At 71.3% G+C, this 23,259-nt stretch carries 24 protein-coding genes and 1 pseudogene; 5 read left to right on the plus strand and 20 right to left on the minus strand.

The window, feature by feature from the left end:
• Positions 1–5: 5 nt before the first annotated feature.
• The 4 genes and pseudogenes from acnA to AB0959_RS33360 all read right to left on the minus strand — a co-directional run bounded on the left by acnA (position 6) and on the right by AB0959_RS33360 (position 5,538).
• On the minus strand, positions 6–2,690 hold the full coding sequence (gene acnA, locus AB0959_RS33345) for an aconitate hydratase AcnA (RefSeq protein ID WP_366830428.1): 2,685 nt from the start codon (positions 2,688–2,690) through the stop codon (positions 6–8).
• Positions 2,691–2,980: 290 nt separating this feature from the next.
• Complete coding sequence (locus AB0959_RS33350) at positions 2,981–3,871, minus strand: GntR family transcriptional regulator (protein ID WP_366830429.1); 891 nt, start codon at positions 3,869–3,871, stop codon at positions 2,981–2,983.
• A gap of 74 nt (positions 3,872–3,945) precedes the next feature.
• Positions 3,946–5,192, minus strand: a pseudogene (locus tag AB0959_RS33355) (lactonase family protein).
• Positions 5,193–5,298: 106 nt separating this feature from the next.
• Complete coding sequence (locus tag AB0959_RS33360; protein ID WP_366830430.1) at positions 5,299–5,538, minus strand: hypothetical protein; 240 nt, start codon at positions 5,536–5,538, stop codon at positions 5,299–5,301.
• Between AB0959_RS33360 and AB0959_RS33365 the strand changes: the two genes are divergently transcribed.
• On the plus strand, positions 5,527–5,808 hold the full coding sequence (locus AB0959_RS33365) for a hypothetical protein (protein ID WP_366830431.1): 282 nt from the start codon (positions 5,527–5,529) through the stop codon (positions 5,806–5,808). The genes AB0959_RS33360 and AB0959_RS33365 overlap by 12 nt on opposite strands.
• Here the strand turns inward: AB0959_RS33365 and AB0959_RS33370 are convergent.
• Positions 5,780–6,304: a tautomerase enzyme gene (locus AB0959_RS33370; RefSeq protein WP_366830432.1), complete on the minus strand. Its 525-nt coding sequence runs from the start codon at positions 6,302–6,304 to the stop codon at positions 5,780–5,782. The genes AB0959_RS33365 and AB0959_RS33370 overlap by 29 nt on opposite strands.
• A 214-nt stretch (positions 6,305–6,518) precedes the next feature.
• Complete coding sequence (locus tag AB0959_RS33375; RefSeq protein ID WP_366830433.1) at positions 6,519–6,689, minus strand: hypothetical protein; 171 nt, start codon at positions 6,687–6,689, stop codon at positions 6,519–6,521.
• Positions 6,690–6,837: 148 nt separating this feature from the next.
• Here AB0959_RS33375 and AB0959_RS33380 point away from each other — a divergent pair, with 148 nt between their 5' ends.
• On the plus strand, positions 6,838–7,437 hold the full coding sequence (locus tag AB0959_RS33380; protein WP_366830434.1) for a DUF998 domain-containing protein: 600 nt from the start codon (positions 6,838–6,840) through the stop codon (positions 7,435–7,437).
• Between the two features lie 136 nt (positions 7,438–7,573).
• On the opposite strand, the gene AB0959_RS33385 is transcribed toward AB0959_RS33380, so the two are convergent.
• A complete protein-coding gene (locus tag AB0959_RS33385) occupies positions 7,574–7,966 on the minus strand; it encodes a DUF5997 family protein (RefSeq protein WP_366830436.1) in 393 nt (130 codons plus the stop codon).
• Between the two features lie 161 nt (positions 7,967–8,127).
• Between AB0959_RS33385 and AB0959_RS33390 the strand changes: the two genes are divergently transcribed.
• Positions 8,128–8,946, plus strand: coding sequence for a LysR family substrate-binding domain-containing protein (locus tag AB0959_RS33390; RefSeq protein WP_366830437.1), 819 nt, complete (start codon positions 8,128–8,130; stop codon positions 8,944–8,946).
• 674 nt (positions 8,947–9,620) lie between these two features.
• Here AB0959_RS33390 and AB0959_RS33395 read toward each other — a convergent pair.
• From AB0959_RS33395 to AB0959_RS33410, 4 genes are read right to left on the minus strand one after another with little or no spacing between them, the layout of a single operon-like run.
• Positions 9,621–10,289: a response regulator transcription factor gene (locus AB0959_RS33395; protein ID WP_366830438.1), complete on the minus strand. Its 669-nt coding sequence runs from the start codon at positions 10,287–10,289 to the stop codon at positions 9,621–9,623.
• A complete protein-coding gene (locus AB0959_RS33400) occupies positions 10,286–11,629 on the minus strand; it encodes a histidine kinase (RefSeq protein ID WP_366830439.1) in 1,344 nt (447 codons plus the stop codon). The genes AB0959_RS33395 and AB0959_RS33400 overlap by 4 nt, the downstream gene beginning before the upstream one ends.
• Positions 11,630–11,654: 25 nt before the next feature.
• Positions 11,655–12,500: an ABC transporter permease gene (locus AB0959_RS33405; RefSeq protein WP_366830440.1), complete on the minus strand. Its 846-nt coding sequence runs from the start codon at positions 12,498–12,500 to the stop codon at positions 11,655–11,657.
• On the minus strand, positions 12,500–13,438 hold the full coding sequence (locus AB0959_RS33410; RefSeq protein ID WP_366830441.1) for an ATP-binding cassette domain-containing protein: 939 nt from the start codon (positions 13,436–13,438) through the stop codon (positions 12,500–12,502). The genes AB0959_RS33405 and AB0959_RS33410 overlap by 1 nt, the downstream gene beginning before the upstream one ends.
• 218 nt (positions 13,439–13,656) lie before the next feature.
• Here AB0959_RS33410 and AB0959_RS33415 point away from each other — a divergent pair, with 218 nt between their 5' ends.
• Complete coding sequence (locus AB0959_RS33415; RefSeq protein WP_366830442.1) at positions 13,657–14,274, plus strand: TetR family transcriptional regulator; 618 nt, start codon at positions 13,657–13,659, stop codon at positions 14,272–14,274.
• An 82-nt stretch (positions 14,275–14,356) separates the two neighbouring features.
• Complete coding sequence (locus tag AB0959_RS33420) at positions 14,357–15,970, plus strand: MDR family MFS transporter (RefSeq protein ID WP_366830443.1); 1,614 nt, start codon at positions 14,357–14,359, stop codon at positions 15,968–15,970.
• Between the two features lie 62 nt (positions 15,971–16,032).
• Here AB0959_RS33420 and AB0959_RS33425 read toward each other — a convergent pair whose 3' ends face one another.
• The 9 genes from AB0959_RS33425 to AB0959_RS33465 all read right to left on the minus strand — a co-directional run bounded on the left by AB0959_RS33425 (position 16,033) and on the right by AB0959_RS33465 (position 23,208).
• Entirely contained in the window at positions 16,033–16,872 is an 840-nt protein-coding gene (locus AB0959_RS33425; RefSeq protein WP_366830474.1) for a class III extradiol dioxygenase subunit beta, read from the minus strand.
• Position 16,873: 1 nt separating this feature from the next.
• Entirely contained in the window at positions 16,874–17,263 is a 390-nt protein-coding gene (locus AB0959_RS33430) for a protocatechuate 3,4-dioxygenase (RefSeq protein ID WP_366830444.1), read from the minus strand.
• Complete coding sequence (locus AB0959_RS33435) at positions 17,260–17,541, minus strand: muconolactone Delta-isomerase family protein (protein ID WP_366830445.1); 282 nt, start codon at positions 17,539–17,541, stop codon at positions 17,260–17,262. Before AB0959_RS33435 ends, AB0959_RS33430 begins: the two co-directional genes overlap by 4 nt.
• 77 nt (positions 17,542–17,618) lie before the next feature.
• The gene (locus tag AB0959_RS33440; protein WP_366830446.1) at positions 17,619–18,335 is read right to left on the minus strand and encodes an alpha/beta fold hydrolase; all 717 of its coding nucleotides are present in this window, start codon (positions 18,333–18,335) and stop codon (positions 17,619–17,621) included.
• Positions 18,332–19,375 (minus strand): aromatic ring-hydroxylating dioxygenase subunit alpha, encoded by a 1,044-nt coding sequence (locus AB0959_RS33445; RefSeq protein WP_366830447.1) that lies wholly within the window; start codon positions 19,373–19,375, stop codon positions 18,332–18,334. Before AB0959_RS33445 ends, AB0959_RS33440 begins: the two co-directional genes overlap by 4 nt.
• A 30-nt stretch (positions 19,376–19,405) precedes the next feature.
• Entirely contained in the window at positions 19,406–20,413 is a 1,008-nt protein-coding gene (locus AB0959_RS33450; protein WP_366830448.1) for a PDR/VanB family oxidoreductase, read from the minus strand.
• Positions 20,410–20,727, minus strand: a complete 318-nt coding sequence (locus AB0959_RS33455; protein WP_366830449.1) for a hypothetical protein — start codon at positions 20,725–20,727, stop codon at positions 20,410–20,412. Before AB0959_RS33455 ends, AB0959_RS33450 begins: the two co-directional genes overlap by 4 nt.
• On the minus strand, positions 20,724–21,509 hold the full coding sequence (locus AB0959_RS33460; protein ID WP_366830450.1) for a PIG-L deacetylase family protein: 786 nt from the start codon (positions 21,507–21,509) through the stop codon (positions 20,724–20,726). Before AB0959_RS33460 ends, AB0959_RS33455 begins: the two co-directional genes overlap by 4 nt.
• Before the next feature lie 58 nt (positions 21,510–21,567).
• Positions 21,568–23,208 (minus strand): AMP-binding protein, encoded by a 1,641-nt coding sequence (locus AB0959_RS33465; protein ID WP_366830451.1) that lies wholly within the window; start codon positions 23,206–23,208, stop codon positions 21,568–21,570.
• Between the last annotated feature and the right edge of the window lie 51 nt (positions 23,209–23,259).

Here is a 23,259-nt window from a genome sequence, read left to right on the forward strand (position 1 = left end):
AGCTGTCATGACGCCGCGGTGACAAGGGCACGGCGGACGACGTACGGCAGGATGCCCCCGTGCCGGAGATAGGCCAGCTCCTGGCGGGAGAAGATCCTCAGTCGCAGCTCCGCCGTGGCATGGCGGCCCTCTGCTCCCCGTATGTGGAGGGTGACGCGGTTCGTGCCGACGCCCAGGCCGTCGAGCCCGTCGAAGGAGAGCTCCGCCTCGCTGGTGAAGGGGTACGACGACGCGTTGTCGCCCTGGGCGAACTCGAGGGGCAGCACGCCCATGCCGATCAGGTTGCTGCGGTGGATGCGCTCGTACGACTCGGCGACGACCGCCCGCACGCCCAGCAGGGCCTGGGCCTTGGCCGCCCAGTCCCGGCTGGAGCCCGCCCCGTAGCCGCGGCCGGCGACGACGACCAGGTCGTAGCCCGCGTCCCGGTAGGTGGGCGCGGCCTGGTGGACGGGCAGGACGTGGGCGCCGTCGGCCGTGTACGCGTGGCCGCTGGGTCCCGGCCCCGGCCCTGGCTGCGCGTCGCAGCCGTCCTCCAGCAGCAGGTTGGTGACGGCGGCGTTGGTGAAGGCGCCACGCAGCATGACTTCGTGGTTGCTGCGTCGTGTGGAGTACTGGTTGAGGTCGCGGCGGGCGACTCCGCGTTCGGTGAGCCACTGTCCGGCCGTGCTGCGGGCGGGGATGGCACCGGCGGGGGAGATGTGGTCGGTGGTGACGTTGTCGCCGAGCCGGAGGAGGATCCTGGCCCGGTCGATCGTCAGGCGGGCCCGAGGGCCGGCGGACAGTCGGGTGAGATGCGGGGGGCGGCGGATGTACGTCGACTCCGGATCCCAGGGGAAGAGGGTCCCGCCGGGTGCCTCGATCTCCTGCCAGGCAGGGGTGCCCTGCCGGATGCGCGCGGCGTTGCCGCGGAACATCTCGGGCCGTACGAACTCCGCCACGCATGCGGCGACTTCCTCGTCGGAGGGCCACAGGTCCTTGAGGTGGACGGGGCGGCCTTCATGGTCGGTGCCGAGGGGCTCCCGGTCGAAGTCGTGCAGGACCGAACCGGCCAGCGCGTAGGCGACGACCAGTGGCGGAGAGGCGAGGTACGACAGGGAGACGCGCGGGTTGACCCGGCCCGCGAAGTTGCGGTTGCCGGACAGGACGGCGACCGGTTCCGCCGCGCCCTCCTCGGAGAGTAGCTCCATCGCCGGGTGCAGCGGGCCCGAGTTCCCGATGCAGGTCATGCAGCCGAAGCCGACGATGTGGAAGCCGGTCTTCTCCAGGGCGGGCAGCAGCCCGGCCTCGCGCAGGTACTCCTCGACCACCCGTGAGCCGGGGGAGAGGGAGGTTTTGACCCAGGGTTTGGCGGTGAGCCCCCTCTGGACCGCCCGCCTGGCGAGCAGGCCGGCCTGCACGATGAGGGCCGGATTGGCGGTGTTGGTGCAGCTGGTGATGGCGGCGATGGCGACCGGACCGTCAGGGAGCGGTTCAGCGAAGGCCGTCGTCCCCTCCGTAGCCGACGTCCCCTCCGTCCTGCGACCCGCCGCCTGCCGGAACGAGGCCGGGACCTGGGACAGCGGCAGCCTCTGGTGCGGCAGGTTCGGGCCCGCCACGCTGGGCTCGACGGTGCCGAGATCGAGGTCGAGCAGCTGGTCGTAGTGGGGGACGGCGCGGTCGTCGGTGCGCTTGAGGCCCTGGGCGGTGAGGTAGGCGTCGACGAGACGTACGTGCTCCTCTTCCCGCCCGCTCAGGCGCAGATAGGCGGCGGTCTCGTCGTCGTAGGGGAAGTACACGCAGGTCGCGCCGTACTCGGGCGCCATGTTGGAGACGGCGGCGCGTTCGGCCCAGCCCAGTGTGGTGACGCCGTCGCCGCAGAACTCGACGAACTTGTTCACCACTCCCGTGGCGCGCAGCAGTTCGGTCAGGGTCAGGGCGAGGTCGGTGGCGCCGACGCCCTGGCGCAGCCGTCCGGTCAGGCGGACGCCGACCACGTCCGGGTAGGGGATGGTGACCGGTTCGCCCAGCATGGCGGCCTGCCCTTCGAGGCCGCCGACTCCCCAGCCGACGACGCCCAGGGCGTTGATCATCGGGGTGTGGCTGTCGGTCGCGACCAGAACGTCCGGGTGCAGCACCGGGAGACCGCCGTCGGCCGGGTCCTCCTGCCAGACGACCCGGGCCAGCGCCTCCATGTTGACCTGGTGGATGATGCCCGTCCCCGGAGGCACGACGCGGAAGTTCCGCACGCTGCGCTCGGCCCACTTCACCATCGCGTACCGCTCGCCGTTGCGCCGGAAGTCGATCAGCAGGTTGCGCTCGACGGCGTCGGCGCGGCCGTACTCCTCGACGATCACGGAGTGGTCCACGGTCAGGTCCACGGGGATCGACGGCTGTAACCGCCCGGGATCCCCGCCGAGTTCGGCGACGCTGTCGCGCATGGCCGCGAAATCGGCCAGCGCCGGCAGGCAGGTGGTGTCGTGCAGCATGATCCGGTTCGGGTGCACGGGGACTTCGCACGCGCCGCTCCTGGCACGTGCCCGGGACACCACGTCCGCGAGCGATTCCGGCGCCCGGCGGGCCACGTTCTCCAGCAGCACCCGGATCGCGTACGGCAGGGTGTCCAGCTCGGCGGTCGGCAGGACCCGGTCCAGGGGCTGATAGCCGTAGGAGCGGCCCTCGACGGCGAGCAGCGCGGTGCGGTCAGTGTTCATGATCCCCTGCGGTCCTGGGCGTGGCGATCTGGCGCGGCGTACGGCACCACATATTGTCTTACAGTGCTGATTGATACAACTGCTCCGGACGCATCACTCCGCTGACCGAGAAACCCGTCGACGTCAAGTGAGTCATCGACCGTCAACGGCAGTGGATGACGGTCGAGTTGGACAAGGAGCAGCAGGCCGGCGCGCACGCACCCGGTGGTCAGGACCGGCGGCGGCGCGAAGCCCCCGACGGACGGCAGCCCGGCCTCCGACGAGGCCCGGCGCACCTCGCCGGTGACGCCCTAACCGTCCCCGCCGATCCCCGTCTTGAGCGACCGCACCTTGTCCAGGTGCGCGCTCAGGAAGGCGGACGCCTCCTTCAGATCCCCGTTCTCCACCAGGTCCAGGAGCCTCAGATGCTCCCGGGCCTGGCCCGCGAGCCGGGAGCGGTCGATCTGGTGGCGGTACTCGATCAGGCGCCGCAGCCGGTTCTGACGGCGTACGGCGTCCAGCAGGAACTGGTTGCCGGAGCAGTCCACCAGCATCTCGTGGAACGAGGCGTTGACCTGGAACAGCTCGGCCCGCGGCAGCAACAGGATGTCCCCGTGCAGGAGGGCCTCCTGCTGCCGCCGGTGCCGTGCGAAGGCGTCGGCGTCCACGGTGAAGCCCGGTTCCAGCAGCGCGGCCGGCTCGATGATCATCCGGAACCGGTAGCTCTGGTCGTGCGCGTCGACGGTGGCCATCACGTGCTGGAACTCCCAGCCCCGGCCGCCCGCCTTGCGCCGCACCAGATCCTCGGCCTCCATCCGGGACAGCACCCGGTCGGCCTGGCGGGGCGTGAGCCGGTAGCGGCGGCTGATGTCGGCCACGGTGAAGGAGCCGGTGAAGCGGCCGCCGACATAGTCGTCCGCGATCTCGAAGTACGCCGACTGCTCCAGGTCCTCGCCCTCACTCAGGTCCGGCCGGACGAGGGCGCCCGCGTCACGCGCGAGGAAGAAGCCGCGGTTCGGGATCCGCTCCAGGATGCCGACCTCGGTCAGGAAGAGCATCGCCTTGCGTACCGGGGTACGGGAGACCTCCAGCTCGTCCGCCGCCCACTGCTCGGTGACGTGGGCGCCCTCTTCGAGGCCGCTGCGACGCATCAGGTCCACCAGCCGGGTGGCCATGGAGGTGGTCAGGTTCGGCCGCGACATCGCTCCTGCGCTCTTCACGTGGTGGGTCGGCGAAGCCTCATCCTACGAATCTCCCGAGGCCCTGCGATTGCCACCTACGAATCCAACGGGAGGAACAGGACACACACCGGCGAGCCGGTGTGCACCACGCCGCCCGTGGGCCGGAGGCGGCCGTCCGTGACGTCGACGTCGTAGGCCACGATGGTGTGGCTGCGCTCGTTCGCCGCGTAGAGCTTCCGGCCGTCGGGGCTCAGGCAGAAGAACCGCGGCCGGACGCCCCCCGTGGACGTCCACTCCACCGGCCGCAGCATGCCGGTCCGCGCCGACACCTTGGACACGCCGATGGTGTCCGGCTCGGGCCCGCCCGGAGTGTTGTCCCCGGCTCCACCGCGGTTGGACGCGTACACGAACCGCCCGTCCGGGCTGACCGCGATCTCCGCGCCCCGGCTGTCACTTGTCGTCGTCGGCTCGGTACTGGAGAGGATCTGCCGCGCCTTCAGCCCGCCGCGCCGGGCGTCCCAGTGGTAGGTGGTCACCGTCGAGCGCAGCTCGTCGACGCCGTACGCGAACGGCAGGCGTGGGTGGAAGGTGATGTGCCGGGGCCCGCCATCTCGCGGGTCGCGACGGGTGGGACAGGGCCGAGGGCCAGCTTCCCGGACTCCGCGTCCAGTGTGAGAGTGAAGATCCGGTCCAGCCCCTTGTCCGGTACGACGACGAAGCGGCCGTCGGGCGAGAAGGGCACGTGGTGCGGCTTGGCTCCGGTCTGGTCGGTGCGGTGCGGTGCGGGCTCTCCCGGGAGGGACAGCAGATCGGCGAGCGGGCCGAGGCGACCGTCGTCCAGCAGCGGGAGAGTCGCCACGGTGCCGGAGGAGTGGTTGGCCACCACCAGGAAACGGTTGGCCGGGTCCACCGCGAGATGTGCGGGATTGCGGCCGCCGGTCTCCTGACGGCCCAGGGCGGTGAGCCGCCCGCTGCCGGGATCGATGCGGTAGGCGCTGACGTACGTGAAGTCGCCGTGCACCGCGTACAGGAAACGCCGGGTGCGGTCGGTGGCCAGGAACGTCGGATTGTCCAGCTCGATGGTCTGCAGCAGTGTCCACTCGTCGCCGTCGGGACCGACGTCGTACACCTCGATTCCCTTGCCCCGGCCCTCTCGTGCGGCCGTGGTCCGGGAGCCGGTGTAGGCGACGGTCCGTCCGCGCCGTGCGGCCGGAGCGGCGGCCGCCGAGGGGGTGCGGGCCGCTCCGACGACGGCGACCGGGAGGGTGACCACCGCCCGGCGTGACAGCGCGGCGACCGTCGTGGGGTGTCGTCGGCCAGGGCGCCCGGCAGGCGAAGTCACGTCCGCTCCCCTCTCTGATCTCTGAGGTCGATGGGCGGACTGATTGCATCTTTCGATTGATTGATACAACAGGTGCTGGATCGGCGTCCTTGAGAGGCCGAGGTGGTCAGTCAGCCCGGCTGGGCGGCCGCCGTGGCGGACCGCCCGGCCGGCACGCTCGGGAACAGGGCCCGGTGCGGTCGGGGTCGGGTGTGACGAAGACGCCGTCCGCCGTGACCACGGCGACCGACGGATCCGTCTCCATGCTGATCGAGCCGTCCACGAAGACCTTGCGGCCCTCGGTGCCCGTGACCCGGGCGTGGAGCCGCAGCGGTGTCTCCAGCGGGACGGGCCGGTGGTAGCGCACCTCTCCGTCGAGGAGCCGCCGGCCGGCGAGGCCCCGCCCGCTCTCCTCGCCGCCGCTGAGGCGTTCGAGAGCTGGGAGGGGTTGCTCGCCGATTCGCTGCGGGCGCACGGAGTGGCCGCCGATCGGGTCGAAGGGCTGGCGGCTCTCGTCGTGGCGTCGGTCGAGGGCGCCACCGCCATGTGCCGCGCCAGGCGCACCGCGCAAGCCCTGGATCAGGTCGCGGAGCAGCTCGAAGCGCTGATCACCGCTGCGCTGGGCCGTCCGGCCTGACGGCGAAGCGGGCGCGCTCCCGGTCCTCGATCGCCGCGCGGATCGCCTTGGCCTTCTCCTCGGTGAACACGCCGCCGGCCAGAAGGGAGAGGATGGACAGGGCGCCGCCGCCGGAGCCCCAGCTGCCTTCCTCGATGACCCGGAAGTTGGCCCACCAGGCCGGTGACGGCTGTGGCAGTCCGCAGGCCTCGGCGAGCGCGGACAGGACGCGCTCGATGACCTCGGCCCGGACCTCCCGGGGCCAGTCACCGTCCATGACCGCCACGTCGATGACCATGACGTCCAGGTCCTGACCGGCGTCCGCCAGGAGGCGCCCTCCGATGGCCATCATGTCCGGCTCGCGCTCCACGAAGTGCACCTGGAACCCGGGTCGGGCGGCCGGGGCGAACCGGCCGACCTCGGGTACCGGCACGGCGTCCGTCAGCGTCTCGGCCAGGGTGCGACGCTGCTCGAGACCGAGACGGCCCTTCGGCGCGTTCGCGGTGATGACGGTCACGGCAACCTCCTGTAACGATTGTTATAGCCGCATCGCACACCGGGTTTGTAACGAGTGTCATACGGTGGCGCGGGTGGGCCCGGGCGCGCGAAAGGCCGGCCGGGACAGCTCCGCCTGTCCCTGCCGGCCCTTCTCGGACCGCCCGCCGGGCACCTTCCCCTGGTTCTTCCCTTCGCCAGTGCGCCCCGCGCGGTGTGCGGTGAGGATCGAGTGGTCAGTCCTCGCCCCTGACGATGTTCGAGTCCGCGCCGACGCGCTCCGGACGGCGAAGACCCCGGGTCTCGAGCGCGGGAAGGCAGGTGCGCAGACCCTTTCCGGGCTGACGGCGGGCCTTCGCCCAGCCGGTCTCTCGGACCACGAGTTTCTCGACCGTCTGCGTGCTCACGACGCCTCATCCTCTTTCCGGTACCGCTCTTCGCTGGAGCCGACCGGGTTCCCCGCGGAAGGGTGACTCAAACGTGTCGTGAAGGGGACTGCGCTTCACGTCCGCGTGTGCTGGGCGGCGGGATCTGTGGGTGTTTTACGGTATCTTGATGCGAGTTGTTCCTAAGTGGGCCTTGCTCCCGTCCGGGTGCGCGCCCGTCCTGCTGGCCGGGGGCTGGACGATCGCGGGGACGCTCGAAGGGCCCGCATACGACCCTGTCACGCAGACGATCAGCGTGCTGGCGGCCTACGGCGCCGCAGGATTCTGGGTGATGACCGGAGCGCTGGTCGCCCTGGGCGCCTGTTACCTGTTGACCGCCTGGGGTCTGCGCGCCGCCACGCTCGCCGGACGTGTGGCGTTGGGCGGTGGCGGACTGGCGGCGCTGATGGTGGCGCTGTTCCCGGCGCCGACCAGCGGGGGCTCCCTGCGCCACGGTTCGGTCGCCGCGGCCGGATTCACTCTCATGGCGGTGTGGCCCGTCCTGGCCGCCCGGCGCGGCGGCGCCGCACCGTGGGGCCTGCGCCTCGTGCCCTCTCTCGTGGCGACCGCGGTGATGGGCGTCGGCGCCGCATGGTTCCTGTTCGAAATGCAGGTGCGCGGTGCCCCTGGTGTCGCGGAACGCGTTGTGACGTCCGCTCAGTCCGTGTGGCCGTTCGTGGTCGTCGCCTCCTGCCTCCTCCACCCTCGTCACGATCAACGGCTGACGTGACCGGTGCGGGCACTTGGCGGGCCGCCAGGGCCGACGGCGGGGCGGGGGTGGAGGGGGGAAGCGGAGGAGAGGCCAGGGGAAGGGGGAGTGGGGAGGGGAGATGCCCGGGGGTCCGGGTCGGGGGACTGGCGCGCGGTCAGCCGGCCTCTTGGCCGACGTCGGCGTTCTTCTTCTTGATCCGAGCGGCCTCCCTGCGGACCTCGGCCTGGGTGGCGCGCTCCTTCTCCAGCCACTCGGGCCGGTCCGTCAGCAAGGTCTCGATCTGCCCGGTGGTGAGGGGGTCCGTGACACCGCCACGTGCGAGGCCGGAGATGGAGACCCCCAGCTTCGCCGCGACCACCGGACGCGGGTGAGGGCCGTTGCGCCGGAGCTCCCGCAGCCACTCGGGCGGGTTGGCCTGGAGGTCGTTCAACTCGGCGCGTGAGACGGCACCGGCCTGGAACTCGGCCGGGGTGGCCTCGAGGTACACACCCAGCTTCTTCGCCGCGGTCGCGGGCTTCATCGTCTGGGTGCTCTTCTGCGACTTCATGGTGTCCAGACTATCGGCCGTGAACGGGGCCCCGGACTTCGAGCCGTCCGCCTGAGATCCGTCTGCCCGCGAGGCATCTGTCTGAGATCCGTCTGCCCGCGAGGCATCTGCGTGCGAGGTCTGTTGGAGAGACCTCGGCGGGCGACCGGTAACCTGGCCGGGTGACAGGTTCGGAAGCATCCTCTTCGTTCCGGCTCGCGTACGTCCCGGGGGCGACGCCCGCCAAGTGGGTCCGGACCTGGAACGAGCGTCTGCCGGACGTGCCGTTGACCCTCGTCCCCGTGCCGGCCGCGGAAGCAGCTGACGCGTTGCGGAGCGAGAGGGCCGACGCGGCGCTGCTGCGGCTGCCGGTCGACCGTACGGTCTTCAGTGCGATCCCCCTCTACACCGAGACCACCGTGGTGGTCGTCCCCAAGGATCACCTCGCGACAGCGGCGGACGAGGTGTCGGCCGAGGACCTCGCCGACGAGGTCGTGTTCCATCCTCTCGACGACGTCCTCGGCTGGGACGAGCCGCCGGGGCGCCCCGCCTTCGAACGCCCCGCCACGACGGCCGACGCCATCGAACTCGTGGCGGCGGGTGTGGGGCTCCTCGTCGTCCCCCAGTCCCTGGCACGCCTGTACCACCGCAGGGATCTCACCTACCGGCCGCTCGTGGACGCGCCACAGTCGAGCGTCGCGCTGTCCTGGCCCGAGGACGCCACCACCGACCTGGTCGAGGACTTCATCGGAATCGTCCGGGGCCGGACGGTCAACAGCACACGAGGGCGGGCCGCGACCAAGGCGCAGCCGGAGCGGGGGCGTCCCGACGAGGACCGCGCACGCCGGAAGCCCGGAACAGGGACCACGAGCGGCAGGAAGCCCAACGGGGCAGGCAGCACGAGCGGCAAGAAGCCCAAGAAGACAGGGGGCGGCTCTGGGAGCTCCGGCGGCTCCGGCGGTTCCCGAGGCGGCAGGCGCGGGAGGCCGCGCCACCGGTGAGGAGGGGTGCCGCCTCTCACCGAGCGCTCAACACGGGTGTGACGGTCGTGGCTTGAGCCCCTACGTCGGTGGCGCCGGTGCGGCTCTGGGAAGTTCCTGAGAAGAGGGCCGCCGTCCCGGTCGTGCCTGCCCCGTGACCTGCGCCGCTCTCCCGGCGACTCTCAGAAACCTCCCAGGCCCGGGAGCGAGAACGGCCTCTCCGGCGGCCACCACCCGGATGGCCGAGGTGAGCTCAGCAGGGCCGGCGTCGTCGAGGAGGAATCCGCCGGCTCCGCAGCGCTGCGCGGCGCAGGCGTGTCCCTCCTGGCCGGCCGGTGCCAGAACCAGTACACGGGGAGGAGGGGCATCGGCTTCGGAGGGTTCGACTGCCTGGAGAAGGCGTGAGGGCCGCGCGATGTGCCGGACGGCCTCGACACCGCCCGTCTCGAAGGGCCGGCCGGCCATCAGGACGACATCGGGACGGTGCGAGGTGCTCATGGGGACCGCCTCGGCCCCGCTCCTCGCCTCACCGACGACCGTCAGGTCGCTCTCCGCGGCCAGCAGCCTGCGCGGGGCGTGGCGCTGCGGGGACTGGTCACTGACGACGAGTAACGCAGGCCATGCCTGTCTTCTCCATGCTGGACAGGGGCAACGCTGGACAGGGGGGACACCGACGTCTTCGACGCGCGCCCGGGCTACGACCTGGCTCTGACCAGCCCGGCGTCGTACGCCACGATCACGGCCTGGACGCGGTCGCGGGCTCCGATCTTGGCGAGGACCCGCCCGACGTGCTTCTTCACCGTGGACTCGGTGAGGACGAGCCGCTCGGCGATCTCCGTGTTCGTCCAGCCCTGGCCGATGGCCACCAGCACCTCGCGTTCGCGTTCGCTGAGCGTCTGCAGCCGGGGGTCCTCCGGGGCGGGGGCGCCGGCCGGTGCGAGGACCTGGTGGGCGTAGGCGTCCAGCAGCCGTCGGGTCAGGCGGGGGGCGACGACGGCGTCGCCGGTGGCGACCGCGCGAATGCCCGCGACGAGTTCCTCGGGGCGGGCGTCCTTGAGCAGGAAGCCGCTGGCTCCGGCACGCAGGCCGTCGTGGGCGTACTCGTCGAGGTCGAAGGTGGTGACGATGATGACCCGGGTGCGGCCGCCGGAGGCGACGATGCGGCGGGTGGCCTCGATGCCGTCCATGCCGGGCATGCGAATGTCCATCAGGACGACGTCGGGGCGGAGTTCGGCGGCCATGCGGACGGCCTCGGCGCCGTGCTCGGCCTCGCCGACCGGTTCCAGGCCCGACGTGCCCTCCAGCAGCATGCGGACGCCCATGCGCTGGAGGGGCTGGTCGTCGGCGATGAGGACGGTGGTCATGGCAGTCGCTCTCCTGCTGGTACGTCGAGCACGACGTCCACGAGCCAGCCGTGGCCGGTGTCGTGCGGTCCGATGACGACGGTCCCGCCGTACATGGCGGCCCGCTGGCGGATGCCGACCAGGCCGTGGCCGGGGCCGTCGTCCCGCGTCTCCGGCTTCGCCCGCGGGAGTGCCTCCGGCGGCACGCCGGTGTCGGCGACCCGTATACGTACTTCCCCCGCCTCGACGGCGAGGGTGATCTCGGCGGAGGTTCCGGCCCCGGCGTGCCTGAGGGTGTTGGTCAGTGATTCCTGGACGATGCGGTACACGGTGAGCTGCACGCCGTCGCCCAGGGCGTCGAGGTGGCCCACGGTCCGATAGGTCACCGGCACTCCCGCCGCGCGGACCCGTGCCAGCAGGGGTTCCAGATCACGGATGCCGGGCTGAGGGGCGAGCATCCGTTCGTCGTCGTGCTCCTCGCGAAGGACGCCCAGGACGCGGCGCAGTTCGCTCATGGCCTGGCGGCCCGTGTCGCCGAGAACGCGCAGGGCGTCGGCGGACTGTTCGCCCCGGTTGGTGGCGAGGATGGCGGCGCCGTCGGCGACGCTGACCATGACCGAGAGGTTGTGGCCGACGATGTCGTGCATCTCGCGGGCGACCCGGGAGCGTTCGGCGGCGGCGGTGAGCCGGACGCGTTGCTCGTTCTCGATCTCCAGGCGCCTGGCACGGTCCTCCAGCGCCGCCAGATACATCTGGCGGATGCGGAGCGTCAGGCCGACGGCGGTGGCCGCCGTCACCGTCCCCAGCATGAAGAAGACACCCAGCAGGGGATGTTCGACGGGAACCAGGACGGAGACGGCCAGAATCACATTGGCGGCAGCCACCGCGACGGCCCAGCCCAGAACCCGCAACGGACCTTGCCGGGCCAGCGTGTACAGGGCGATGAGAGCGCTGATGCCGGCCGGCAGCCAGACGCCCAGCGACCACTGGACCAGGGACACCAGAGCTATCACGCAGAACACGACGGCCGGAGCCCTGCGCCGCCACCACAGCGGAACGGCGAGTGCGGCGGTGAGGACGAACAGGACACCGGCCGGCAGCCGGTCACGGGAGTCCATGTCGCCGAAGGGCGAGCCGCCGTGACCCCAGAGCAGATCGGGAAGGCTGACGCACACGACGAACAGCACCACCGCGGTGTCGAGCAGCCACGGATGCCGGCGGTCGAAGCGCTGCCGGTCCTGCTGGCCGCGCCACATACGTCCCAGGACGGGGTGCGTCCAGTCGGCGTCGAACCCGGGGGACGGCGGGAGCGCTGTCCCCCGGGCGGTGTCCGCGGCGGCTGCCGCGCGTTCCGCGCTCATGGACACCATTGTGCTCGTGCCCAGGTCAGGCGTCGGTCCGGACCAGCCGGAACGCCGCCCCCGCGAGGGCCAGTGCCACCCATCCGGCGAAGACGGCGAGTCCCGCCCCCGGAGAGAGGGCGTCCGAGGACTGGTGCAGGGCGTAGACGGCCGAGCCGGCGTTGCTGGGGAAGTAGGGGCTGAGGGTGTCGTACCAGGAGTCGGGCAGCAGCGATGCCAGACCGGGCAGGATGAGCAGGATGCCGACCAGGGCCGCGATGGCCCCGGCGGAGGAGCGGATCAGCATGCCCAGGGCCACACCGAACACGGCCACCAGGCCGAGGTAGACACCGGCGCCTGCCAGGCTGCGCAGCACCCCGTCGTCACTCAGCGAGAGCGCGATCTTCTCGCCGTCCAGACCCGGAACGCCCAGCTGGAACGCGGCCAGCGCGCCGATCGTGGTGAGGACCACGGCGATGGGCCCGATCACGGCGGCCTTGGACCACAGGACGGGCAGCCGTCGCGGGACAGCGGCGAGGGTGGAGCGGATCATGCCGGTGGTGTACTCGCCCGCGGCCAGCAGCACCCCGAGCACGCCGATGGCCAGTTGGGCGAAGGACACGCCGGTCAGGGCCAGGCTGACCGCGTCGCTGTCGCCGCTGCCGCTTCCCGGGCCGGGGGGTCCGCCGGCCGCGACGGCGTCGGGGCTGTAGGTGTAGCTGGCGATCGCCCCGAAGAGGACCAGCAGGAACACGGCGACGCCCAGCGTGATCCAGGTGGAGCGCAGCGACCAGAACTTGGCCCACTCCGCGCGCAGCACCCGCGGGCCGGTCACCTTGTACTTCGTCGTGCGGTCAGGGGCAGGGGCGGGCGCGAGGCTGGTGACGGTCATCAGGCGGCCTTTCGGTCGGAGCCGGCCATGTCGGCCGGAGCGCTCTGGTACTCGACGGCGTCACGGGTGAGGTCCATGAACGCGGTCTCCAGGGAGACGGACTGCGGGGTGAGTTCGTACAGCGCCACCCCGTGCTGGGCGGCGATCGCCCCGATCTCATGGGCGTCACGTCCGGAGACGAGCAGTTCCTCGTCGGAGGACGAGCTGATCGTGACGTCCGGGCCGGCCAGCAGGGAACGCAGCCTCCTGGCCTCGGTGCTGGCGACCTTCACGCCACCGCCGCCGGCCTCACGGGTGAAGTCGTCGACCGTGGTGTCGGCGAGCAGCCGGCCACGTCCGATGATCACCAGGTGGTCGGCGATCAGCGCGGTCTCGCTCATCAGGTGGGAGGAGAGCATCACGGCCCGGCCCTCGTCGGCCAGCCCACGCAGGAGATTGCGCACCCACAGCACGCCCTCGGGGTCGAGACCGTTGACCGGCTCGTCGAGCATGACGATCGCCGGGTCACCTAGAAGGGCGGCGGCGATGCCGAGCCGCTGGCCCATGCCCAGGGAGAAGGCGCCCACGCGCTTGCCGGCCACACTGGTGAGCCCGGCCAGCTCGATGACCTCGTCCACGCGGCGGCGCGGAATGCCGTGGGTGTGCGCGAGCGCCATCAGGTGGTTGAACGCGGTACGCCCCGGGTGCACGGACTTGGCCTCCAGCAGGGTGCCGATCTCCTGCAGCGGTGCGGTGTGCCGGGCGTAGGAGCGTCCGCCCACGGTGACCGAGCCGCCGGTGGGGGAGTCCAGGCCGATGATCATGCGCATGGTCGTGGACTTGCCCGCGCCGTTGGGGCCCAGGAATCCGGTCACCTCACCCGGCTTCACGGTGAAGCTCAGCCGGTCGACCACCGTCTTGTCCCCGTACCGCTTGGTCAGCTCACGCGCTTCGATCATGGAAGTGGCCTTTCTTGCCTCGAACACGGCTGCGGAAGCACCGCGGCGTCTGCGTTCGACGTTATGAGCGCGGCCGGTCGAAGCCCTGGGACCGGAGGGGAATCCTCGGCACCCCGGTGGTACCGCGGTACCACCGCGCAGCCCGCGCCCATGCGACTCAGGGATGACATCCATGATGCACACCACGCAAAGTTTGCATGGTGTGCAAGAATTTCACCATGGCTTCCACGAGTGAGGGTCTGCGCGACCGCCGGCGACGTCAGACGGAGCGCGAGATCCATGGCGCCGCACTGCGGCTCGCGCAGGAACACGGCTTCGACAAGGTCACCGTCGACATGATCAGCGCGGAGGCCGGTGTCTCACCCCGCACGTTCTTCAACTACTTCCCGAACAAGGAGGCGGCCGTCCTGTCGGCGCCCCCGGCCCAACTGCCTGCCGCGCTGGTCGCCGAGTTCGCCGACCGGGGCGAGGCACACCCCCGTGACGTGCTCGCGGACCTCACCCGGCTGCTCGTGCGGGATCTGAGCGACAGCCCCCCGCGACGCGCCGAGACGCAGGCCGTCTTCGCGCTCACACGCAGCCACCCCGCCCTGCTGGCCGCGCTGCTGGCCCGTTTCGACGGCTTCCAGCGATCGGTCGCCGACGCGGTCGCGCGGCGGCTCGGACAGCGGGCGGCCGACGAGGTCCCCACTCTGCTCGCCGCGCTCGCGCTGACCGCGATGCGTACCGGACTGGAGCGCTGGGCGGGGGCGGAGTCCCCGGGCGCCGAGGACGACTCCCCGGTGCCGTACGTCGAACGCTCCGCGGAACTCCTGCGCACCCTGCTGACCCCTTGACCGCCGGTCCGGCCCGTCAAGGGCCCGGCGCCCCGGTGCCGTTACGCGCTCTCCCTCTCCTCATCGATATCAGGAGCTTCCCTTGAGTGACTCGACCCCGGCGGTGGAGGCGGAGGAGCAGGACTCCTCCGGCATTCCGCCCCGCTTCGGCCTCACCTTCGCCGCCCTCATGGCCGCGATGCTGCTCGCGTCCCTGGACCAGACGATCGTCAGCACCGCGCTGCCGACCATCGTCGGCGAACTCCACGGCGTGAACCACATGGCGTGGGTGACCACCGCGTACATCCTGGCGGCCACCATCGTCATGCCCGTCTACGGCCGTCTGGGAGACCTCATCGGCCGCAAGACCCTGTTCCTCGGCGGCATAGCCGTCTTCCTCGTCGGCTCCGTCATCGGGGGCGCCGCGCAGGACATGACCATGCTGATCATCGGCCGGGCCGTCCAGGGGCTGGGCGGCGGCGGACTGATGATCACCTCTCAGGCGATCATCGCCGACCTCGTACCGCCGCGGCAGCGCGCCAAGTACATGGCCCCGATCGGCGCCGTCTTCGGCCTCTCCTCCGTCGCCGGACCGCTGCTCGGCGGCTGGTTCACGGACGGCATCGGCTGGCGCTGGGCCTTCTGGATCAACCTTCCGGTCGGCGCCCTGGCCCTCGCCGTCGGCGCGTTCGCGCTGCGTCTGCCGCGCCGGGCCGCCACGGTCGTCTTCGACTACCTCGGTTTCGCCCTCATGGCGGCGGCCGTGACGTGCACCGTCCTGGTGGCCGAATGGGGCGGCACGGACTACGCCTGGTCCGATCCCCTCATCCTCGGCATGGCCGGCGGCGGCCTGCTGGCCTGGGTGCTCTTCTTCCTCTCACAGCGCCGCGCCGCAGAACCGATCATCCCGCTGTGGCTGTTCCGCAGCCGGATCTTCACCACCGCGACCCTGATCGGGCTCCTGGTCATCGGCATCGGCATGTTCGCGATCATCGGCTACCTGCCGACGTACCTGCAGATGGTCTACGGCGTCAGCGCCACCGAGTCCGGGCTGCTGCTCATCCCCATGGTCGTCGGCCTGATGGCCACCGCCATCCCCTCCGGACAGCTGATGAGCAGGACCGGCCGGTACAAGATCTACCCGATCGTCGGGACGGTCCTCGTCGGTGCCGCCGCGCTGCTGATGTCCACCATGGACACCGGGACCTCGCTCGTCCTGGTCTGCGCCTACGTGTTCCTGCTGGGCGCCGGTCTGGGCCTCGCGATGCAGCCTTTGGTCCTGGCCGTGCAGAACGACTTCCCCGGCTCCGACGTGGGCACCGCCACTTCCGCCAACAACTTCTTCCGCGAGATCGGCGCCACCCTCGGCACCGCGGGCGTCGGCGCGGTGTTCACCCACCGCCTCGCCGACCAGCTCGACGACCGCCTGACCGCCGGCGCCGCGAAAACGGTCGGCGCGACCGACTCGCTCACCCCGGCCCTGGTCCACTCCCTCCCGGACAAGGTCCAGGACGCGGTGATCCTCTCCTACCAGCACGCCCTGACACCGGTGTTCCGCTACATGGTCCCGGTGTTCGTCCTCGGTCTCGCGCTCGCCTTCCTCCTGCCGGAGAAGAAGCTCGCCGACGGCAACGGCCCCGATGCCGACGAGGTAGCACCCAGCGCAGGCGGAACCGGACCGGAGAACAGCGAGGCGACGGCGCCCGTCGCGGGCTGAGCCGGTCCCGGGTTCGCCCGTGCGGGGCGCCGTCGGCGAGGAGAACCACACCCTGCCGGGCCTCACACGCCGAGGTTCTCGAACAGCACCATCCCGGCCGCCGTGTTCGACGCCGGTACGTGGTAGGTCTCGTGGACACGGCGGATCCGTGGCCCCAGGGCGCCGCGCATGATCAGCCACATGATGAGTTCGATGCCCTCGGAGCCGGCCTCGCGAATGTACTCCTCGCGCGTCAGCGCGGCCAGCTTCTCCGGGTCGTGCTCGATCGCGTCGAGGAACATCCGGTCGAAGTCCTGGTTGATCAGGCCCGCGCGGGCGCCCGCGAGTTGATGGGACATCCCGCCGGTGCCGAAGACGGCGACCCTGAGGTCCTCAGGGTAGCCGCGGATCGCCTCGCCGAGCGCGCGGCCGAGGGCCAGGCACCGCGCGGCGGTCGGCTGCGGGTACTGGATGACGTTGACCAGGAGGGGAACCACCGTGCACGGCCAGCGCTCGCCCGGGTCGGGGCAGTACACCGACAGCGGCACGGTCAGCCCGTGGTCGACGTCGAGTTCCTGGTAGACGGTGAGGTCGAAGGAGGCGTCGATCAGGCTCTCGACGAGGTGGTCGGAGAACTCGGGGGCGCCGGTGACGGTGGGTACGGGCCGGCTGCCCCACCCCTCGTCGGCCACCGGGTACGACGCGGCGGTGCCGATCGCGAAGGCCGGGGTGGCGCTCAGGTCGAGGGCGTTGGCGTGGTCGTTGTAGACGACGACCGCGACATCGGGGGTGTGCCGGGCCATCCACTCCCGCGCCGGCGCGTACCCGTCGAACAGCGGCTTCCAGTAGGGGTCCTGGGTCCTGCCGTGGTCCATGGCCGCGCCGATCGACGGCACGTGCGAGGTGGCCAGTCCCCATATCACCTCAGCCAAAACTCCGCCCTCCCGCTCTGAGCGCCTCCGTGAACTCCTCGGTCGTCATGCCGGTGAACACACCACCCAGGTACTGCATGGACTTCTGGTCGAGGACGGCGAGTTTGAAGACGTAGAAGATGGAGCCCCCGAGCTCCATCATCCGGTTCCAGTCCCTGCGCAGGACGGCGTCCCGCTGCTCGGCCGTGAGCCCGTACGCGGCGCAGTACGCGGCCTCGTCGGCGCTGAACCTCGCACGGTTCCCGGGGTCCTTGAGGGATCCGCACAGCCGGTTCAGTGCCCGGCCGCGGCGGCTCTCGGCGGCGTCGAAGACGTAGGTGCCGGGGACCTTGGGCGTGGTGCCGGACACGGCGCTCCTCCTCTCGCCGTGCGAGCCGGTCATGGCGCCTTCTCCTGCGGGTGGGTGGCGAGCGCCTCCACGGTGATGTCCATCCACTTCCACATCGGCAGGGAGACCAGCGCGTCGTGCAACTGAGCCGCGTCGGCGGCCTCGTACAGGCCGATGGTGGCGTTGCGGCCGGGGACTCGCCACAGCCGTTTGAGGATTCCCGCCTCGCGGAGCTCCAGGGCTCGCTCGCGCTCGGCCCCGCGCAGTTTCTCGCGGAGGTCGTCGGGGGTGTCCACGGGCAGCTTGTTCTCGGTGCGGACGAGGAATTCCATGCGGGGTTCCTTCGTGGGCCGGGTTTCGTGGGGTTCGGACGGTATGACGACGACTGAGGTCCCTTACCTGGATCTGTTCAGGCTGTGCCGATCTCCAGCAGGAGTGCGGCCAGTTCGCGGGGTGCGGTGACCATGGCCTCGTGGCCCGTGGCGATCTCGTGGACCGGCCAGCCTCGGGCGGCTGCCCGCTCCGCGTGCGGGGTGAACACCCGCATCCAGTCGATGCATTCGACGAAGGCACCCGGAATGTGGTCTCCCTTGCCGGTCAGCCGCAACGGCTCGGTGTAGGACAGCCACGGGTGCGGCGTCAGCCGGGGGGTGAGCCAGTCGAGGTCCGCCTGGTCCTCGACGCCGAGCACGCTCAGCGAGCGCACCGGGATGAGCCAGCCGAACCCGGGTCCGGACACCGACTCCCGGTAGTGCCCGGCGACGGTGGTGGGAAGGAGATCGATCGCCGCATCCCCGTCGTCGCCGACGAAGGCGTCCAGGTGCACCCGCTTCGCCAGCCGTTCCGGGACGCGGTCCGCGACCCCGGTGACGACCTGGCCGGCGTAACTGTGCCCGACGAGTACGACATCCCTCAGGTCGTGGGCCTCGAGCAGCGCCACGACGTCCTGGACATGAGTACCGAGGCCGACCCGCGGGTCGAGCAGATGGGCGCGGTCGCTCACACCGGTCAGTGTGGGGGTGTGGACCTCGTGCCCGGCCGCCCGCAGCAGCGGTGCCACGCGCCGCCACACCCAGCCGCCGTGCCAGGCACCGTGGAGCAGTACGAAGACGCGGCTGCCGCTCACGCCGGCACCCCGCCCTGCCGCGGGCGGGCGTCCCGCTGTTCGCGGGCCAGCATCTTCGCCAGCGCGCGGCGTCCGCGCAGGGCCGCGAGGTCGGACCTGATGCTCGACTCGGCACTGCCGCCAGGATCGGTGGCGTACATGATCTCCTGTGCCTCCAGCGCGTCGACGTCCTCCTGCATCACCCCGAGCTGCTGTTCGTGCTGGAACCTCGTCAACTCCTCGTCGTCGATGAGGTAGTCGCGGCCCAGCGTGTAGAAGACGTGCGTCTCGTTGCCGTACGCGGGTGTCAGCCCGTACAGCACCTTCATGTGGAAGCCTTCCGGTTCCTCGGTGCCGGTGGCCGCGACGCGGATGTCGAGGACGAAGATGCCCGGCGGACGGAACTCGCCGTCCTGCCAGCGGTCCACCGGCGAGGTCAGTCCGCAGGACTTCTCGTAGAACGGGGGAGCCTGGATGCCGGTCATGCGGCGGCTGAAACCGACCCGGTCGCCGTCCACGGTGACGTCGATCGGGGTGGCCGCGACGGCCGCGTTGCCGATGCTCGTCGGGTGCAGGAACGTCTCGTGGGTGAGGTCGAGCAGGTTCTCCACGAGCAGCAGGTGCCGTGCCTTCAGCGGGACGACGCCGTGCACCTGGGTCCAGCCCGGGTCGGTCAGCCACGAGGTGTCGGGCAGCAGGCCCTCGTCGGCCAGTTCGGGGTCGCCGGGCCAGATCCACAGGGCGCCGTTCCGCTCGACCAGCGGGAACCGGCGCAGCGTGGCCTTGGGCCGGTCGGCCTGCTCGGCGACCCCGACGCACACGCCCCGGCCGTCGAAGCGGTAACCGTGGTAGTCGCACTGGAGGATGCCCTCGTCGTCGAGGTGGCCCAGGGACAGCGGGTACTTGCGGTGGGGGCAGCGGTCCTCGACGGCGGTCACCGTCTCGTCGGGCAGCCGGTAGAACAGGACCGGGAGGTCGGTGATCCAGCGCGGGGTGAGGGTCCGGCCGATCTCGTCGGACCAGGCTCCCAGGTACCAGCCGTTGCGTACGTGCTGTGACATGGCGGGTCGTTTCCCTTCGGTGACGCGAGTTCAGAGGTCCAGGACAAGGCGGGCACCGCGGGCCCGGGAGACGCAGATGAGCATCGTGTCTCCGGCGGCACGCTCCTCGTCGGTGAGCAGTGAGTCGCGGTGGTCGACCTCGCCCTCGACGACGGCGGTCTCACAGGAGCCGCAGATGCCTTCCTCGCAGGAGTACAGGACCGGGACGCCCGCCTCCTCGACGGCCCGGAGGACCGACCGACCCGGCGGGACGGTCAGCGTCATCCCGGACGCCCGGAGTTCCACCTCGACCGGCTGCTCGCCCCGCTCGTCGGCGGGCTGTGCTCCGGGCGCGGCGGCGAACCGCTCCACGTTCAGCGATCCGGGCGGCCAGCCGGCGCAGTGCGCCTCGACCGCCTCGATCAGCGCCGCCGGGCCGCAGCAGTACACGAGGGCGGACGGATCGGGCTCGCCGAGGAAGCCGGCGAGGTCGAGCAGCCCGTACCGGTCCTGCGGCCGTACGGTCACCCGGTCGCCGTAGCCCTCCAGTTCGGGCAGGAACGCCATGGACGCATGCGTCCGGCCGCCGTAGAGGAGGGACCACTCGGCCCCGGCCGCCTCCGCCTCGGCCATCATCGGGAGCAGCGGGGTGATGCCGATGCCGCCGCCGACGAACAGGTACCGCGCGGCGGGCCGCAGTGGGAAGTTGTTGCGCGGGCCCCGTACCCGCAGTCGGGTGCCTTCGCGGACGTTGTCGTGAATCCACCGCGAACCGCCGCGTCCGTCGGGCTCGCGCAGCACCGCGACGCGCCAGAGGGCGGTGTCCTCCGGAGGACCGCACAACGAGTACTGCCGGGTGACCCCCGTGGGCAGGACGACGTCCGTGTGCGCTCCCGGTCGCCAGCCCGGCAGCGGGGCGCCGGAGTCCGGCGCGAGTTCCAGTGACACGACACCGTCCGCCACGGTCCGCCGGGACACTACGGTCACGGCGCCCTCGTACTCGGCGGCGTGCCGTGACGCGGCGGGGGCTGCGGTTGAGGGGCTCGTCACGTTCGTCATCTCCTCGGCACGGTCTGCGGGCCACTCCGGTCACGGCCTTCGGTCGGCGCCTGGTCGAGATGGATCCGCACCTGGTGGTCGTCGCTCCACAGGGCCTCCACCACGGCGTGCAGCCGCTGGGCGTCGATGCGCCACATCGGTGCGCCGTAGCGGTCGTCGCGGGTGATGCCACCCCGGGGAACGGCGTCGTCCAACAGGCTCGCGTCGTCCGTGAACCCCTTGTTGTCCGCGAAGTCCACGTACAGGGCCGTCTCCCGGAAGGGAACCCAGATGTGCGTGGCCCCTCGGGCAGCCGTCGCGCTTCGCTCCGTCATGCCAGGACGTCCGTGGTCTGCGGGTACAGACGCACGTACGCCTCACCCATGGTTCCGTGCGAGAGGCCGAGGTTGGGGCCGGCGTTCCGCTTGAGCTGTACGCCGCGCCGCTTGGCGAGGTCGGTGTAGTAGTCCCACATGTGCTGCTGTGTGGCCAGGCACTCCATGGCCTTGCGCTTCCTGTCGAAGACGGCGGTGATGTCCAGCAGGACGTTCGGCTTGAAGTCGCACTGCTCCGGCTGGTGCGGCTCGAAGAAGAACACCGGGGGAGCGCCGAGCGGTTCGCCGGGTGCGTCGTAGCCGACGGCCTGGGCGAGGACGCGTGCCTGGAGCGCCATGCGGGCGGCGGCGGGGTGGTCGCCGTTGTAGGGGTCGGCGAGCGTGTGCGTGAGGACGACGGCGGGGGCCACCTCCCGGTAGACGCGCACGACGCGGTCCACCAACTCCGGTGTCTCCAGCAGCGGGTAGTCCCCGGCGTCCAGGAACTCGATCTCCGCGCCCAGCGCGGCCGCGGCGTTCGAGGCCTCGGTGCGGCGCAGTTCCTTGATCTCCTCGAGGCGCAGGCCGTCCCGCCAGGCCCTGGCGGACTCGCCGCGCTCGCCGAAGCTCAGGCACAGCACCTTGGCACGCAGACCGCGTTCGGCGGCCAGCGCTATGGCGCCGCCCGCTCGCCAGACGAAGTCGCCCGCGTGGGCGCTGACCACGAGCAGCGCCCCTTCGGGCTGAGAGGTGGGAGCGGACGGAGCGGTCGGACCGGCCGGCGGGGAGGCGTCGATGGGCATGGAGCTCCTTGGAGTCGAGGGCGGGTACGGAGAGGGCGGAACGAGTCGTGAACGGCCGTCACATACCGTGGCCCGCACCGGATTCCTGGGCGGCCTTCCTGGCCCAGGCGAGTTCGAGCTTGCCGGTCGGGGTCCGCGGCAGGCGGTCCGTCAGAACGACGGAACGCGGCGTCTTGTAGCCGGCGAGGCTCCGCCGGGCCCAGTCGCACAACTCCCGGGCCGTGACGCCGCTGTCCTGCCGGACCGCCACGACGGCAGCCACCCGTTCTCCCCAGGTCTCGTCGGGGACGCCGACCACGGCACAGTCCGTCACGGCGGGGTGGGCCAGCAGGACGTTCTCGACCTCCTGGGGGTGCACCTTCTCCCCGCCCGTGTTGATCACGCCGGCGCCGCGTCCGAGGAACCGGATCGCGCCGTCCGCCTCGATCGTGGCGAGATCGCCGGGGACGGCGTACCGGACCCCGCCGATGGTGCGGAACGTCGTCGCGCTCTTCTCCGTGTCCTTGTAGTAGCCGAGCGGCATGGGCCCGCAGTACGCGAGGTGTCCAGGCTCGCCGCCGCCGGGTTCGACGGGGCGGTAATCCGCGCCGATCACCCGGGTCGCGGGAACGGGGAAGAAGCGGGCGGGCAGGTCCCGTACCGACGACGTGATCGCGAAGGCGAAAGGCCCTCCTTCGCTGGACGCGATGGCGTCGATGACCGTCACTTCGGCGCGCTCGTGCAGCGCTGCCTTGAGGTCGTCGCTCAGCGCGGTGCCGGAGCTGATGAACCTGCGCAGGGACCGCGGGTCGTGCGGCGTCCCCGCCCGTTCCGCGCGCACGAGTTCGTCGACGAGTGGCCGGCACACGGCGTTGCCCGCGACGATGGCCGTGTCGACCTGCCGCTCGGCGATGGTGTGCCAGACGTGCTCCGGGTCGAGACCACCCTGCCGGGCCGTGACGGCCCGGCCTCCCACCATCAGGGCGCCCATGGTGTTGAACAATCCGGTGGCGTGCATGAGCGGCACGACGGGCATGGTGGTCGGGGCGCGGCCTTCGTGGTGTGCCGCGGTCGCGATGTCCACGGCCGCGTCGAGGGTGGCCGGGAGCTCGGTGACACCGAGCGGGTGGAAGACCGGGACCACGAGGGAGTGGAGCAGGTCGCTCTGCCGCCACACCACACCCTTCGGCTTGCCCGTGGTCCCGCCGGTGTACATGAAGAGCCGGTCCGACCCGGGGCGCGGCCGCGGCTCACGTGGCGTGTGCGCCGCCAGCAGCTCCTCCAAGCCGGGGACGTCCGGTCCGGGCGGACCGTCACCTGGCGGGTCGCCGTCTCTCACCAGCAGCTTCAAGGTGCGGACGTGCCCGGCGGCGTGCGTGAGCCGGTCGGCCAGGGCTCCGCTGAAGACGACAGCGGCCGCGTCGGCGTCGCCGAGGAGCTCGGAGAGTTCCTCGCCGGTGTAGCGATAGTTGGCGTTCACCGGCACGGCACCGAGCTTGAAGGCGGCGAAGACCGTCTCCAGGTAGGCGGCCCCGTTGTACAGATAGCAGGCCACGGTGTCGCCCTCGCCCACCCCGGCCGCCGCGAGCGCGGCGGCCAGCCGGGAGGCGCGCTCGTCGAACCCGCGGTAGGTGGTCTCCCGGCCCGGTTCCGCGACGGCGACGGCATCGGGCAACGCACGGCAGACCGCCTCCCAGATCGTGCCGATGGACACGTCCATACCTCAGACCTCCTCGTCCGGGATCCGCCCGCTCCCTCTTCAACGTAGGCA

Origin of the sequence: Streptomyces sp. NPDC046862 (assembly GCF_040704615.1) — a bacterium.
GTDB lineage: Bacteria > Actinomycetota > Actinomycetes > Streptomycetales > Streptomycetaceae > Streptomyces.